The 14,065-nt window shown below is 42.5% G+C and carries 26 protein-coding genes; all 26 read right to left on the bottom strand.

Translation table 11 applies throughout. The annotated features are described in order from the left end of the window. Window positions 1–26: 26 nt before the first annotated feature. Entirely contained in the window at window positions 27–974 is a 948-nt protein-coding gene (locus H5122_RS18375; RefSeq protein WP_182682939.1) for a S49 family peptidase, read from the bottom strand. Continuing rightward, a complete protein-coding gene (locus tag H5122_RS18370) occupies window positions 962–2,218 on the bottom strand; it encodes a phage portal protein (protein WP_182713003.1) in 1,257 nt (418 codons plus the stop codon). The genes H5122_RS18375 and H5122_RS18370 overlap by 13 nt, the downstream gene beginning before the upstream one ends. Then, on the bottom strand, window positions 2,218–2,427 hold the full coding sequence (locus tag H5122_RS18365; protein ID WP_182682871.1) for a hypothetical protein: 210 nt from the start codon (window positions 2,425–2,427) through the stop codon (window positions 2,218–2,220). Before H5122_RS18365 ends, H5122_RS18370 begins: the two co-directional genes overlap by 1 nt. Window positions 2,428–2,456: 29 nt before the next feature. Beyond that, a complete protein-coding gene (locus H5122_RS18360; RefSeq protein ID WP_182682872.1) occupies window positions 2,457–4,172 on the bottom strand; it encodes a terminase large subunit in 1,716 nt (571 codons plus the stop codon). Between the two features lie 3 nt (window positions 4,173–4,175). Continuing rightward, the gene (locus H5122_RS18355) at window positions 4,176–4,619 is read right to left on the bottom strand and encodes a P27 family phage terminase small subunit (protein ID WP_182682873.1); all 444 of its coding nucleotides are present in this window, start codon (window positions 4,617–4,619) and stop codon (window positions 4,176–4,178) included. 150 nt (window positions 4,620–4,769) lie between these two features. Next, entirely contained in the window at window positions 4,770–5,189 is a 420-nt protein-coding gene (locus H5122_RS18350; protein WP_182682874.1) for an HNH endonuclease, read from the bottom strand. 99 nt (window positions 5,190–5,288) lie between these two features. Further along, window positions 5,289–5,573, bottom strand: a complete 285-nt coding sequence (locus tag H5122_RS18345; RefSeq protein WP_182682875.1) for a hypothetical protein — start codon at window positions 5,571–5,573, stop codon at window positions 5,289–5,291. Beyond that, complete coding sequence (locus H5122_RS20330) at window positions 5,566–5,793, bottom strand: hypothetical protein (RefSeq protein ID WP_404936282.1); 228 nt, start codon at window positions 5,791–5,793, stop codon at window positions 5,566–5,568. The genes H5122_RS18345 and H5122_RS20330 overlap by 8 nt, the downstream gene beginning before the upstream one ends. Beyond that, window positions 5,702–6,148 (bottom strand): hypothetical protein, encoded by a 447-nt coding sequence (locus tag H5122_RS18340; protein WP_182682876.1) that lies wholly within the window; start codon window positions 6,146–6,148, stop codon window positions 5,702–5,704. The genes H5122_RS20330 and H5122_RS18340 overlap by 92 nt, the downstream gene beginning before the upstream one ends. A gap of 1 nt (window position 6,149) precedes the next feature. Next, window positions 6,150–6,437 (bottom strand): hypothetical protein, encoded by a 288-nt coding sequence (locus H5122_RS18335; RefSeq protein ID WP_182682877.1) that lies wholly within the window; start codon window positions 6,435–6,437, stop codon window positions 6,150–6,152. Continuing rightward, the gene (locus H5122_RS18330) at window positions 6,434–7,009 is read right to left on the bottom strand and encodes a hypothetical protein (protein WP_182682878.1); all 576 of its coding nucleotides are present in this window, start codon (window positions 7,007–7,009) and stop codon (window positions 6,434–6,436) included. Before H5122_RS18330 ends, H5122_RS18335 begins: the two co-directional genes overlap by 4 nt. 2 nt (window positions 7,010–7,011) lie before the next feature. Next, window positions 7,012–7,311 carry a hypothetical protein gene (locus H5122_RS18325; RefSeq protein WP_182682879.1) on the bottom strand — a complete coding sequence of 100 codons (300 nt, stop codon included), beginning with the start codon at window positions 7,309–7,311 and terminating at the stop codon, window positions 7,012–7,014. Next, complete coding sequence (locus tag H5122_RS18320; RefSeq protein WP_182682880.1) at window positions 7,312–7,869, bottom strand: transglycosylase SLT domain-containing protein; 558 nt, start codon at window positions 7,867–7,869, stop codon at window positions 7,312–7,314. Then, entirely contained in the window at window positions 7,817–8,047 is a 231-nt protein-coding gene (locus tag H5122_RS18315) for a hypothetical protein (protein WP_182682881.1), read from the bottom strand. Before H5122_RS18315 ends, H5122_RS18320 begins: the two co-directional genes overlap by 53 nt. Continuing rightward, window positions 8,044–8,481 carry a glycoside hydrolase family protein gene (locus H5122_RS18310; RefSeq protein ID WP_182682882.1) on the bottom strand — a complete coding sequence of 146 codons (438 nt, stop codon included), beginning with the start codon at window positions 8,479–8,481 and terminating at the stop codon, window positions 8,044–8,046. The genes H5122_RS18315 and H5122_RS18310 overlap by 4 nt, the downstream gene beginning before the upstream one ends. 250 nt (window positions 8,482–8,731) lie before the next feature. Beyond that, entirely contained in the window at window positions 8,732–9,958 is a 1,227-nt protein-coding gene (locus H5122_RS18305; RefSeq protein ID WP_182682883.1) for a hypothetical protein, read from the bottom strand. Further along, window positions 9,948–10,097 (bottom strand): hypothetical protein, encoded by a 150-nt coding sequence (locus tag H5122_RS18300; RefSeq protein WP_182713002.1) that lies wholly within the window; start codon window positions 10,095–10,097, stop codon window positions 9,948–9,950. Before H5122_RS18300 ends, H5122_RS18305 begins: the two co-directional genes overlap by 11 nt. A 58-nt stretch (window positions 10,098–10,155) precedes the next feature. Further along, a complete protein-coding gene (locus tag H5122_RS18295) occupies window positions 10,156–10,425 on the bottom strand; it encodes a hypothetical protein (protein ID WP_182682885.1) in 270 nt (89 codons plus the stop codon). A gap of 2 nt (window positions 10,426–10,427) precedes the next feature. Then, window positions 10,428–10,670, bottom strand: a complete 243-nt coding sequence (locus H5122_RS18290) for a hypothetical protein (RefSeq protein ID WP_182682886.1) — start codon at window positions 10,668–10,670, stop codon at window positions 10,428–10,430. Beyond that, a complete protein-coding gene (locus H5122_RS18285) occupies window positions 10,667–11,032 on the bottom strand; it encodes a hypothetical protein (RefSeq protein WP_182682887.1) in 366 nt (121 codons plus the stop codon). The genes H5122_RS18290 and H5122_RS18285 overlap by 4 nt, the downstream gene beginning before the upstream one ends. Continuing rightward, entirely contained in the window at window positions 11,025–11,279 is a 255-nt protein-coding gene (locus H5122_RS18280) for a hypothetical protein (RefSeq protein WP_182682888.1), read from the bottom strand. Before H5122_RS18280 ends, H5122_RS18285 begins: the two co-directional genes overlap by 8 nt. 58 nt (window positions 11,280–11,337) lie before the next feature. Further along, window positions 11,338–12,546, bottom strand: a complete 1,209-nt coding sequence (locus tag H5122_RS18275) for a tyrosine-type recombinase/integrase (RefSeq protein WP_182682889.1) — start codon at window positions 12,544–12,546, stop codon at window positions 11,338–11,340. A 37-nt stretch (window positions 12,547–12,583) separates the two neighbouring features. Then, on the bottom strand, window positions 12,584–12,757 hold the full coding sequence (locus H5122_RS18270) for a hypothetical protein (RefSeq protein ID WP_002960455.1): 174 nt from the start codon (window positions 12,755–12,757) through the stop codon (window positions 12,584–12,586). Between the two features lie 120 nt (window positions 12,758–12,877). Next, the gene (locus tag H5122_RS18265) at window positions 12,878–13,282 is read right to left on the bottom strand and encodes a hypothetical protein (RefSeq protein WP_002960459.1); all 405 of its coding nucleotides are present in this window, start codon (window positions 13,280–13,282) and stop codon (window positions 12,878–12,880) included. A gap of 2 nt (window positions 13,283–13,284) precedes the next feature. Beyond that, window positions 13,285–13,707 carry a hypothetical protein gene (locus tag H5122_RS18260; protein WP_182682890.1) on the bottom strand — a complete coding sequence of 141 codons (423 nt, stop codon included), beginning with the start codon at window positions 13,705–13,707 and terminating at the stop codon, window positions 13,285–13,287. Next, window positions 13,704–13,934 carry a hypothetical protein gene (locus H5122_RS18255; protein ID WP_002960463.1) on the bottom strand — a complete coding sequence of 77 codons (231 nt, stop codon included), beginning with the start codon at window positions 13,932–13,934 and terminating at the stop codon, window positions 13,704–13,706. The genes H5122_RS18260 and H5122_RS18255 overlap by 4 nt, the downstream gene beginning before the upstream one ends. Window positions 13,935–14,065: the final 131 nt, after the last annotated feature.

Genomic DNA, 14,065 nt, shown 5'->3' with positions numbered 1-14,065 from the left:
GTGAACTCTGCCGCGTGGCAGGGAATTTAAATATTTTGTGTTAGTGCGATTGCTGCGGCTTGGGCTTTTATGCTGCGGGCAATTGTTGGGGCGCTTGAACGCTGCACCGCGCCTTGTGCTATTTGGTTTATTGCGTCTTGTGGGGTGGCTAGTCGGTCGGCCAGTTTTAAATCAATTGCGGCTTGCCCTTCGTAGGTGTCGGCCTCGGTGGCAAGAACTTGCTCTAAGCTCATATCGCGGTATTTAACGATGGCCCCTACAAATTTTTGATAGGTTTTTTCTATGTTTTTTTCGGTGTGGGCGCGTTCTTCTTCGCTCATTTCGACGTCGGGGTGAAAATAAACCTTGGTTGCGCCACGGTGGAACGTGTGCATTTTGTAGCCTGCGTCGGCGTAGGCTTTGGTCATATCGAGGCGCTTTTGATAGACGCCTACGGAACCTACGCCCGCTGTATCTGAGATAATAATTTCGGTGCAGGCTGCGGCAATTAAGTACGCACCCGAGTAGGCGTTAAAATTAATGATGGCGCGAATTGGCTTAATGCTACGCGCTTGATAAATAAACTCGGCACATTCAAACGCGGCTTGTGCTGTGCCACCGCCGCTGTTTATATCGAGTACAATTTCAAGCACTGAATCGTCGTTAAGGGCTTTTTGCATTTGGGTGCGTAGTAATTCGTAGCTCATTACTTCTTCGCATGAATCGGTTATAGAGCCACGGCGCGGGATTAAAATTCCATGAACGGGTAAAACGACAATGCGATCGCCCTTTTCAGGGTCGCCCAGTGGAATTGGCATTGATTCTTTAGCGCTTATTTGCGCGTCTGACAATACGGCGTTATTGCTTTGAGCGTTTATATGCCCTAGTAATCGGGGAGCAATAAACGATTCGATAATGTTTGATAAGTGCGCGGTACAAAGTAGTGGCGTATTAAATGCCATTTCGGCAATACGTGGGTAGTTTATGTTCGGCATAGTATTTTCTCTATTTCTAGGCGTTGCTCGGGTGTGGCGGTTGACATTTGGCTAGCTGCTTTTTTATCTTCTGGGCTTTGCATGTTTAGCGGTGTTAAATACTCGTTGCCGCCCTCTACTGGTTGTAAGTTTTCAAAGCGGCGTATGTCGTTAACCGATAAGAAACCCCATTGACGGCCAATTGCGTATGAGTCGTACCGCGTTTTAAAGTCACCTCTTACTAATGAGCTAAAATTAAACTCTATAAAGTAGGTGCCTCTTTCTTCTGGTAATAATAAATCGCGGTGCATGGCGCTTTCCCAGCGCTTTAACCATGGCATTAATGCAAACACTAAATAATTTAAGGTGGTTTGCTCTACCGATTTGTAGGATTCACCGGCGCTTTCACCTAGCATGCTGGGCGGTATGCCATATAAACGGGCAATATCAAGAATGCCCATTTTACGGGCCTCGATCATTTGCGCTTCGTTGTTGTTCATTGACATTTGGCGGTAGGTCATGCCCTCTTGTAGCATGGCCACTTTAAACGCTTTACGCACGCCGCCTACGTGGCGGGCTGCAAACGTATCAAGCACGTTGTCTATGTCGGTTTGTTTATCAAGGCTTTCGACTTCATTAGGGCGTTCAATCACGCCGCTTAGTGTTGTTCCTTGTGAAAATACAGCGCTTGCGTGCTGCTCTGTTGCTAACACTAGGCCTATTGAGTCGGTGGCGGTTTGGATGGGTGAAACACCGGTAAAACCATTTAAGCTAAACCCTTTTACGTGGTGCATTAAGTCCATGCTCACGGTTTTGTTTTCAGGTGTGAGGTGGTAATACGGTAGGCCATCGCCGCCTTTAAGCACTTGTACGTTGTCGGGGTGAACCCAAATAAGCTCTTTAACCCGCATTTTTTCGTCGTGGTCTTTTAATGCGTAAAAATTACCGCGCAAACCAAGCAGGCCCATACCCGACTCGAAGTATTCAAAGGCGGTATCTTTTTTATTTGGCTGGTATCTTAAAACAGCGTAAAGGGGGTGGTCTGTGGCTTTATCCCTTTTATCTCCTTCGCGCTTATAAAGCTCGCAATTTAATTGCCCTACACTTGTTGCCAATAATGTGATGGCGCGGTTTAAGGCGCTGTTGCCCATGGCGGTTACTTCATCTACATGTACGCCGCTGTTTGTGGTTCGGTTGCCGCTGCCAAAGCTGCGGGCCATAGAGCTAATTATTGCCGATGTTTTAAACATGCTAGGGGAAAACATTATTTAACCCCTTTACTGTTGGCTATTGATTTAGCGGTTAAGTAGCTGTGTATTAATAAAAGTAAACCGCCGACTAGGTAGGCGGCGGGCTTATAGATTAACCAAGCGCCGTAAGTAATTGCGGCTATGCCAATCATGCCAATTACAAAGCTATATGAGTTAATAATTGCGCTTAAGATTAAAGTGGCCGCTTTGGCTAATGCGTTCATTAATCTTTTGTGTGTTCTTTCGATTTTTTTTAGCATCCAACGTTACCGCCTGCATAAATTGATTTCTTTTTAAGAGGTGCTTGTGTTTGCTGCAGCATTGCCTCGCCTATTGCCATGATCAGCGCTACCGCACCATCTATTTTGTTTATGGGTTTTTGTTTAATGGGTCGCACTACGTCGTCGTTACCTTGTAGGTGCCTGCCGATTACGTTTGATATTTGCCACGCCATTAATGCGTTGCCATCGTGATGAAAACGCCCTGAATTAATGGCGGCCTCTAGCTCTTTCATTGGGTCTGAAAGGTTTGTGTAATTTTGCGTGACGGTCACAACGTTTAAACCTTCGTCCATTAGGTTGTGCGCTAAGTTAGTTGCACCGTGTGGATCGATTGGTATTGCGGTGCTGGGCGTTTCTAAGTGACTCTCTACTACGTCGGCTAATATGTCGCGGTAGTCGATTTCGGCCCCGTCGGTTACGCTGAGTAACCCTTGATTTAAGTAACGCTGGTATTGCTGTTCAAGCTGTTTGTTTTCGTTGTTGTATACTTGCTCGTAGGGCACCCAAAACTTAGGGGCTACACAATACCAATGCGTTTTGCCGCCAATGTCTTTCCAAAATATGCGGGCCTTTGAGTTCATATCGAGCTTGCGGGCTAAGTCGAGTGCTTGCACACAATCGGTGCCTTTAAAGTCCTCTATTTTTAAACTGGTATCTTCGCAAGCTTTGTATTTTTCCATATTGAAAAATGCACTTTTAGCACTCGCCCACATGTTTAAATGTTTGGTTTTAAATATGTTGGTAAAGCGCGGGCTGTTAATTGCCTTTTGCTGCTGGGCCAGTAAAAAATCTGCTTTTACACTTATGCCGTAATTTGGGTTTGCTTTTAAAAGTATGGCTGGGTTTGTCCAGTCGTCGCCCTCGTCGATACCGTAAAGCAGTGCAAAAAGGTGATCGTCTTGAGTGCCATTTAACATGGCTTGGCAGCGCAGTTCTAAATCATAACAAGGGCTGTCTAGGTTGGTTCCCGCTGTTGTGATTGTTAAAATCATTGGCTGATCACGCGAGCCCATGCCCGTATCAAACGTATCGTATTGCTCGCTTGTTGGTTGTTCGTGGTATTCGTCAACGATTGCAATATGCGGCGAACTACCATCGCCAGGTTGACCGATCACAGGTTCAAATACTGAACCATCGCTGCGCGTTAATTTTTTAGCGTGTACTTGTAAGCCAAAGCGCTTGCGTAGCTTTGGCAGTTTGTTGACCATTAGCAGCGCGGGTTTAAATACTTCCCATGCTTGCTTTTCATTTGTTGCACCGCAATAAACCTCGCTGCCGTATTCATCATCAGCACATAAACCAAATACGCCCACACCTGCGGCAATAATTGATTTACCATTTTTACGAGGTACTTTTAGCATCACTTCGCGAAAACGGCGCTTGCCTGTTTTTTTTACTACCCAACCAAACGAGGCGGCGAAAAAAAACAACTGCCATGGTTCTAATGTTATGCGTAATTTACGGCGGGCCCATTCGCCTTTTGTGTGCGGCATTTTTTGTATAAACGTACAAATTCGCTCGGCTTTGGCTTTGTCAAATCTGTATTTAAATGCGGGGTCTTTTTCTTTTGCCAGCTCATCTAAGTGACGTTGGCAGGCTTGTATTACTTGACGGCAATTAGGGATTTTACCCGCCACAACATCACGGGCATATTTGTTCGCCGCGTTTACGTTGGGGTAAGTGGCCATTGTTTAAAACTCGTTAAAATCGTCGTCCTCGTCGTCCTTATCACCTTTGCCGCCGCTCAACATTCTGGCGCGGGCCATGGGTGATAAGCCAAGTTGATTAGCTAGCTTTACTGATTGATTGACGATCATATTATGCGCGGTTACGTGTGGGTGTAACTTAAGGCTGCCCGAACTCGATACATCAGTAAAATCAGCAATGTTAGTTAATTGCGCTTCAAGCTTTATAATTTTACTTATCGCATTACAGTAATTAATTAAGTGTGGAATATCTTCGGCCGCAAACGATTTTCGCTCAAACATAATTCCTAAATTTGAGTGCCACGCATCAACTGCATGCTGATCAGAAAGCAGCGCCTTGGGGCAGTTTGGCTTTTTTTTAATTGACGTATCGCCAACCGTTAAACCGTTAGCAATTTTTCCAGCGCCAGGCGCGCGAGTTTGGGCCATTTTGAACCTGCAACAAATGTTAACTTGATGATCGAATAAAGATCACGGATTGATCAAATTTCAATTCTTATTATTTGCGTATAAAAATTTGACTAGATGGCGGTACTGTAGAATGGGCTTTCTTTGAACAAAAAAGACCCCCCCCCACCCCTATAGATTCAGTTTTATTGCGGTGTGCGCGTATCTTTTTAGTATCTCATTAACAGTTCGGGTTCTTTCCCAACCTGTTTTAGTTTTTGCGCACGAATCACAGAAGAAAGATAAATTTTCTAACTGTTCAGTACCGCCTTTAGCAACCGGTATTATGTGCTCACATATCGAACCTGATTTAACAACTGGGTTTGGTTTTGTTAAGCAGTTAATACATAAACATTTAGCTAAATTCTTTACGTGTTCGCGGGTTTGTTTCCATGCTTTAGTTGTGTAAACGCGCTTACCTTTGCGGCTTTGTTGCTGCTGAAAGCTGCCCCAGCTCGCTTGGTCTTGGTGTGTTTCACAGTAGCCGTGGCGTTCTGTTGTAGTCTTACCGCAGCCGCCTTGGCGGCAGCGCTTAGGTGTTGCATGTGCCATAGATAACCCCGTTATATATTTAATAAGTATTAAAACAATATCTATTAAATATATATTAAGCAGCCCATTGGCTTGCATCACTACAGCCAATGGGGTGTTTTACTTCTTGTTCTGTGTTTCGATAGACCTTAGCCGCTGATTAAATAGCGCCATATCTGTTTCAATACGTGAGCGCCACACTGCAGAGTCAGTAAACTTATTCTGTAAGTCCTTTAATATTACCGACTGACTAGCTAAACGTTCTTCAATGCGGGCATACTGCAATTGGTTTTGGTTTACAGTTAGACCAACCCAGCTAAGCACGCCAACAATAACGGCTGTTAATGCAACCATGCATGCCTTTTCAAATGCTAACGATCTGCGTTCTACATTGTTACTACTCATGCTTTGCCCGCCACTTTCTAAGTGCTGCCTTATCAATACTGCACAACACGTTTTGATTATGGGATTTAACAGCAAACGTTAATAGCTCACGATTGGTTGTTATATCTGATTGCTTAACACTGCAATCATTAAGGAGGTATGCCGGAGGTAACACCGGCACTTGCTTTGTTATTGTTATTACTTTGGGATCGGGTGGCGTCGAGTAGCACCCGACTAACATCATCAGGCAACATAGTATTGCCCCAATCTTTATTAACCTGTTCATAAATGAACACCTCTTTTAGCTCAGTTTGCACAACGGTTTGTTGTTCGTTCACAGTGTTAAGCGTTGCCAGGTGTTCGTTAAACATTTGCTCTTGGAGCTTATTGTTAGCAATTAGCTTTAGTTTATCCGCTTCACTGCTTTGTAATTCACCGCCCAGCTTTTCTATGCTCGTATTTAAGCGCTTGTTCTCGGCTGCTAACTTGGTGCTTAACTCAATAGCGTTGTTATATTTATTAACTACAACATAACCGCCAACCGTTATGGCTAAGGCTACCGCTGCAAGTAACGCTGTTTTATTTAGTGATAACATATTAATCCTCGTCAGCTGGCGGGATAAAGTGATTATAAATAGCTTTAGCTTTATTTAGGTCGCATATAAACGGGCCAATTTCCCCTGCACTCATAGCATCAACCGTTTTTTGCAAGGTAAACTCTTTAAATACCGCATTACTGTATTCACCTTTAAGTTTTGGTAAATCTTCATTAGTAAAAACTAGCAACCGATAATCACCAACTAACAAGGCGTCAGGCCAGCGTTTATGCAATGACTTATCCCAACCGGCGGCGGTTACAAATGCGTATAATTGAAATAAACTCATAAATTGCTTTTATCCTTCCATACGGCCGCCGTAAAATTAGCCATTACCGCCGATACATCGCCTACTGTGGGCGACTGGGTTTCACCTTGAGACTTATTAGTAAGTGGTATCTCATTAGTTAAAACACCATTAAGATCCCTAACTCTCAGCATATAAAGCGGTAAATTCATAAGCTCACCACTGCCACGGCTTCCTATTGTTTCAAATGTAGTATCTTCTGAGGGGGTTAGAATTAGTTTATTTTCACCACTTGTTGGGATGGGATCTTGATTTATATCTCCTGGCTCATCGTTTAGTGTGGCCGTTCCAAATCGAACCCTAAAAAATGAACTTGTCGAACCGGCGTCTATACCTGAACGATTGCTTGCCGACTCTATAAATTTACCGTACGCATTAGATGGGGTGCCACCAATAAAGCTAATTTCAATTTCAGCGCCCGCCTTAACGGCAATGGGCGATGTTAGCTGCCAGTATTGACTTAAACCGTCAGGCACTGCCACCCAAGCAATGGCAGTAAATATCTTGCTTTTAGCAAAGCCCGCTTGCTTTAATAGCGGCGATGAAATACCCATAACTACACCGTGACCGTCACAGTAATAGCCGAATCGCTTAAACCCGCGCCCGACTGAATAAACACATTTTCAAAGCTTTCAACTTCGTCGGTTTTCCAATACGCCGGTATTGGATTGCCTTGAAAATCACTTAAACCCGACTGATCGCCAAAGCTCACATAAATTAAGCCCTGCGTGTTTGCGTTTTGCAGCTCAAAAGTCACATCACCGGCAGGAACCGTTAAACCATTATCTAAAAACAATTGAGCTAAAGACGTTTTCACAGCCGATACATTAATTTGTGGATAAGATTGCTTAGCCATTTAAAAACCTCTTTTGCACGGTAAACGCGCTTTAATTTGTAATTGATAACGTCTAATGTGCTGCACATATTCAATGGTCTCTCTTGAATAGTGACCTGTCACATCGGGTAAGTATTGGATAATATGGGGGTAAAGTACTTCGCCACCGCTAAGCTTTTGCGCTTTAAGGCAATTGCCCGCGCCTGCGTTGTAATTACACAACGCTAAATTTTCGCGGTCATACTCAGGGCGAGGGCTCGACCAAAACGCGTATTGCTGTTGCATATATCGTGCAGCAACTAAAATAGATAACTCAGGATCAAACGGCGAACCGACCAAACCAAGCTTGGCGGTTTGTTCTTCCCAAGTAGCAGGCATAAACTGCGCAATACCACTTGCACCAACGGGGCTAACAGCATCAGTTTTAAACCGTGACTCTTGCCAAAGCTGGGCTTTTAATAAATCAGGATCACGGCCCGCACTAAAACGCTTTACTGCGCTTTCAATATCCGCATCATAACCACAACTAAGAGATAACGAGGCCGAATAACAAGGCAGCACCAATAAGCTGCAAACCATACAAAATAGCAAGCGACCGATAATCTTTACCATTTTTGCAATCTCTCACAAGTTCGTCGAGCGTATAACCCGCGCGGCGGTTAAAGTAACGCAGTGCAACACGTAATAAAACGTAAGCCATAATAGCTAAAAATAAGTTATAACCCGCACCGCTTAAAAACGTATAAAATGCGCTCATTCATCACCGCCATTTTCTAACTGCTCTGCAATTTCAGCATAAATGCCTTTTTTGCTTATTGTCTCTACACACTCTGCAGCAAGTTTAAAATCACCGTAATTAAGCGCATGAACCAAAACTCTATCGCGGCCAAAGTCCCAAAACCCAATCATATAAAGCAACGCTAATAAAGCACGTTGGCGCTGCATCGGCCATTGGGTAAAATCAACGTAAGCAATTAACGGGTCGTAAATATCTAAAATATCCGACGCCAATAAATTTAATGCCTCGTCCTCTGTCATTGGCTGATAATCAAAGTTGCGCTGCAAATAATCAGGCAAAGGCTTTTTATTTATATCGTGGCCGTAACCTATTAAGCGCTCGTTACTATTTGTTTTGCACACCAATGCGGTAAAAGCCACATGGCGTTTTAATTGGTTGATTAAATTCATCATGGGGCACTTAAATTAAGGGCATAAAAAAAGCCCAACTAATAAAAGTTGGGCTTGCGCAAGTAAATACAATTTTGGGATTCAGTTTTAAATCGGTTGCTTATTTACAACTTTGCCACCGTGACAAAAACAATACATTCTTATGCCAAACAAGTAAACACAAAAATAGATAAAAATTAAAATAAACACAAAATATGTTATTTACAGCAATAAAACAAGCCAAAAACAACACATAAGCGCAATGTGTGACCCGTCACAAGCTAAGCCGGTTAACTAACGCAAACTTATAGCATTCAGGACTGCCAGCATTATTCCCATTGCAACCGCCAGGTAAAGGGAGTTTGCATTTATTACACTGTGCAAATTTAAGCTGTTCATCTAATCGCTCTTTATCACGGCGTATTAATGTACTTATATATTCATCTACACTGTACGGCTCTTTACCCTCACCCGCCCGCACTTGGCATAACATGGCCAATGTTTCACGCTCAGATTCAGATAAACCCACTTCAACACGCTTAACACCAAACTTAGCCAAGCGCTCACGGCTTTTGCGTTTGCGTTCTGCAGCGTCAGCGCGCTTTTTCTCTACCAAATCTAGTTCGGGGCAGTTTTTTACATTCATATTGCTGAGAATAAAATGCCTTCTACGGCTAGCCTCTACCTGCTCTGATTGGTGTAATAAATATGACTCAGCTACACTAACTTTTATATTTGGGTTTGCTTTAACCCATGTTTCAGGTTTATTTAAATCATCAAAAGAATCAAGATTATAAAGGCACACAAATTCATTTTCTGGAAAATAACCATTTTTTAATGCACGCTTTATTGACAGCTCAGCCTGATTGCTATCCCTGCAAAAGATACCTTGCGCATTTAATGTGGAATTAAAAACAGCATCGCGGGTTTCGTCTATAAGCTCAAGCGCAGTAACTTTTAACTTTGTGGCTGGCTGTCCTAGCATTTTAAGTGAGTCATTAAGTTTAATTTTTTCAGACCTTCTCACTAAACAATCGAACGCAAAACGGCTGCCTTTTGCAGTAGTAAACGCCCTTTCATAAATACCAAAGTGCAGGGCTGTTGAGGCCATTAAGTGTGACATTATCGTAAGGCCGTTTTTACGCCCTGCTGAAAGAGCCACCTTTTTATACCTCAAATCACCGTTGCTTTTGCAAACCCAACCAAACACATTTACAAAAAAGAAAATCTGCCACGGCTCTAATTTTATATTTTCTTTCTTCAACGCCAATTGGCCCATAGTGTGTTTATGGGTTTCAATATAAGCACAGCACTTAATTGCTTGTTCTTCGTTTAACTTAAAAGAAAACTCAGCGCTGTGAACTGCCGCCATATTTGCCAAAAATCGAGTGGCTTGTGATTTCATTGCAGTACAAAGATTTTCTTGATCAGCTGCATAATCGATTGCTATTTGAATGTAATTTTTTTCACCCATTAGCGTATTTACTTTTTTAGCAGTCACTTATCACCCCCAGCGCGATAAGAACACCCTCAAGAGCATAGGCCAGCCCAGTAACAACCAACGCAAACGCTATAAAAAAGCCCCACGCGCACAATACCGCCATAACTGCTGGCGCTTCATTTTCATTATTACTTTTCATAACTACCTCTTTTTTACTATTCATTGAATGCCACACATGCGCGCGGCGCTTTGGGCTGCTACTCATGACTAAGCAAATTAGGGCGTGAAAACATCAGCGCACTATTTTGTAATTTATCTATCGACTGCTTACGGCCATCAATGCTAAGTACCTTTATTTGATGTTCGGGCGTTAATATTTGCTCAACAACAAAGCGCGGGTTATTAATTAAGTTATTCATATAGCGTTTACCGTGCTGTGTTGATTGACCAAAAATGCGGGCTATTTCAATAGCCGTATAAAACTTACCCGCGTTCAATAACTTCTCTGCTGCTATTTCAGTGCTCATTATTAAAGCCTCTTTGGTGGGTTGCATTTAGGCATAGGAATTTCGCTTTTTACGCGCGGCAAATTAAAAGGCTGATAACCTGTAATTTCTACATTAGGCGACTTAACACGGCGCTTAACCTCTAAATCAACATTTACAGAACCCGCGCCCATGGCATAGGCCAGTAGCACCGCCGCAAACATCAATACCGAAACAAACGTTAAAGCGCCTAAAAATTCAGTAGTCGTAAGCTGTAAAATAATCATGCGTAAAGTCCTTTTTTTATGGCGGTCCTAAGTCGTGCACTAGGCACCTGGTTAAAAGGTTTGCCTTTTAAAAAACACCTAATCACCTTGCACACTAAATTGGCGCGTTTATAAGCTTTAGTAATATGCACAAGATTGTTTGTTTGCTGGCTAAGTTGCGCAAAAAATACAGCTCTATCTAAGTAATAGTTAACGCTAGGGGTAATACTATAAATCGACCCCGAAAACTCAATGCAAAGCGCTACCGCTTTTTCAAACTCAGATTGGGCAAGATTGTGCATAACATCAAACGCACAAATAGTTACGTAAAATTCTCCAGTTACTTTTTGGCGTAAAGTTGGCAGGGTTTTTATATCAGGCATTACATTCTCCGAATAATTTACGCGGCACACCCATTGAGCTAACTAGCTTTTGGCTGCGTGCATTTAAAATTTCATCAAGTCGGTCAAACACAGATTCACTTTCATAGTGAGTACCATATTCATCTAAAAATATTTGAATGCCCTTTTCTACCCTGTCAATAACCGCAAAATCTAAAGGTGTTAACTGACAAGGGTGCTTAATTCCTAACGCTAATTTAATAGCTAAATTCAACTTATTTAATCGCATTTCATCTTCCTTACTGTAAAACACCAAAATAGCGCCACAATCCTTTGTACAACTCAGATTAAGCGGGCGCGTTAAAATCGTAGGGTCTCGCCACTGTCTCGGCTTCAACTGCTGTTTTCACATCAACCAAATGCTGAGCCCACAACGTTAAAGACTCACGTTTTTTAATAGCACCGGTTGTTTGCATATATGTTTGCTGTAACTCTGTTAATGCATGATTTAAAAGCAGTTCAGCAATGAGCGAATCAATGCCCAAATCAAGCCAGCGGCCACGGCAAAACTTACGTAAATCATGGGCCGTATATTTACCATTACTTACTTGTTGCACGTATTTATTGGCCTCATTTTCATTAATAGGGCCGCGTGTTTTTGCTGGGAAAATATAAGCACTGCGTGAGTGTTTGGCTTGCTGCTTATGCCAGGTAATTAAATGCCCAAAAGCGTAATCACTTAATTCAATTACATGCTCTTTTGTTTTTGTTATATCCGCTGGTAACGTCATTCGCTTATTAAGTGTATCTATGTGATCCCAACGTAACTGGCGGGTTTCACCAATACGGGTAGCGTGTAGCAACATAAACCAGCACAACATATAAGGCGCACTCGTAGGGCTTAATAAATCACACGCTAATTCAGGCTCATTTTTAATAGATAACTTTGATTTTTTAGGTTCGATTTTTGTAGGAATAAACGTTTTAAATGTCGTATCACTTAAAGGGTTAAATTCTATTAACTGACTTTTTTGTGCTTGGCTTAGTGAACGTTTTAATAACTGGAAGTGCTGACGAACCGTGCTTAACTGGTACGCGTTTTGTAATGGCCAAATCAACTCGTTTTCGCACACAAAGTTATTAAAGCTCATTAAATCGCAGTGGCCCACAAGCGGGATCAAGTGTTTACTAACTGACGACTCAATATTAATACGGCGTTTTTTACTAATACTTTTATTACTTAATTCGCGCTCTAAATACCACGTAAGTAACTGCCCTAACGTTTCAAAACGACTAACTAAAAGCGGCTTATCTAACGCATGCTTAACAAGTAAGTCAGGCACCAACGCAAGCGCCTTTTGGCAATTAAACACCGGCCATGCGCCAAACTTATGCCATTTATCGGCTTTAAAATCGACGATGTACCAGCTACCCACCTGCAGCGATGCATGCATTTTTAAAATTAACGGATAACGAGGATCACGAAAGCGGTTAACCTCAACGCTTGCATGGGTTTTTATTAAATTATCCGTTAAATTTGCTCTTAATGTAGCCATGGCTTACACACACCTTTTGCACAAAAACTGTGCATAACTAAAGTTCGTACTGCTGTTTAATATCTCGCGCCGCGAACAAGCTTTCTTGCACTCTGCGACGGCGTACCAGCGCGGGCTTAGCCTCTATTCTTTTTTCTTTAGCTGCGCGCTTTCGCCACCCTTCATAATGTGTTTTTGATTGCCCCATAGGCTCTAAAAAGTTATCGCTCATAAATCACCTATTTCCATTTAAAATTACGTAAAAGCTGAAACCCTAAAAACATACAAAAGGCAGCGAATAAAACGACCGGAATACCTAAAACGACTAAAACCCAAATTGGAATTGTAAAACTCATAAATCACCTGTTTTAATTAAAGAACTTTCAACGCATACGCGTGCATCTTGCAAGCGACGGTTGTAGGTTCTTAAGCTCATACCCATGCGTAATGCGCGGGTTTCTCTGTTTGCATCAATTGGCAAATTAGGCAAAAACAACGCCCCATACTCAACACGGCACACAGTAACGGCCTGTTTATTCGTTACCATAAATCGCATTAAAGCCGATTCAATATTAAGCTCTACGCATTCCACAATTGGGGAGCAACCCCCGCCTGAACGATCAAAGCTGTCACCGTCCATAATCATTTGTAAAATTGATTTTGCGGTAGTCACTTGCCCCGTATGAACCCAGCGCGCCCACTGTTCAAAATAGCGCTCTAAGCGGGCCTTATTGTGTGAATGTCGTAAGCTACTCATAATTACTTAGCTCGCTGCCTAAACTTGCGGTGTTTCACCTTGCATTCGCTTAACAGTTCATCAACGGTAAACACATGGCCAGGTAAACCGCTAAACGTTAAATGCGGCACATAATGCAAATCATGCAGCGGGCTTATTTTTATTTCAGTCGTATAAAGCGGTGAAAGTGCCCCGTATTGGTGGCAAACAACCGCCCCCATCCCACGTAACAAAGCAAGCTCACGGCCTGTTTGTGGGTTTGAAACCACCGTAACGCGGCGCTCTGTTTTGCGATCAGGTATTTGGTTTAACTGCGCAATGCGCAATTCAATATCACCAATACGCGACAAATTAACGTGATCCGATAGCCCTGCATGTTGGTGCTCTATATAGCTAAACGCCTTTTTAAGCGACTCGCCTGTGTTGGCATACAAAACAATAATCATGCGCTCACCTTCTTTTTATTTTGGTTGTTGGTGTAATCCTGCTGCCACTTTTGCACGTCTATTTTGTTACCGCTTTTAAGTACAATAATTTGGCAGTTTTTAGGATGAGGGAACCGCTCACACGCGTAATAACTTCTAAATGTGCGATACCCAATACCCAAAAAGCGGGCTGCCTTACCACCGCCATTTTCACCAAACGTACTATCTACCCATTTTGAAAACGTCATTTGAACACCTTTTATAGTATATAAATAAAATAACACAAAGTGTGTTAAAAATGAAACACAAAGCATGTTTATTTAATGCTCAAACCGTGACGAATGACACAAAGTGTGTTAACTTTTCAATAAGCAAGCTT

This window comes from Pseudoalteromonas sp. SG43-8 (assembly GCF_014164245.1).
Lineage (GTDB): Bacteria > Pseudomonadota > Gammaproteobacteria > Enterobacterales > Alteromonadaceae > Pseudoalteromonas > Pseudoalteromonas distincta.
The sequence above is the reverse complement of the archived record's forward strand: the minus strand, read 5'-3'. Positions and strand labels throughout refer to the sequence as shown.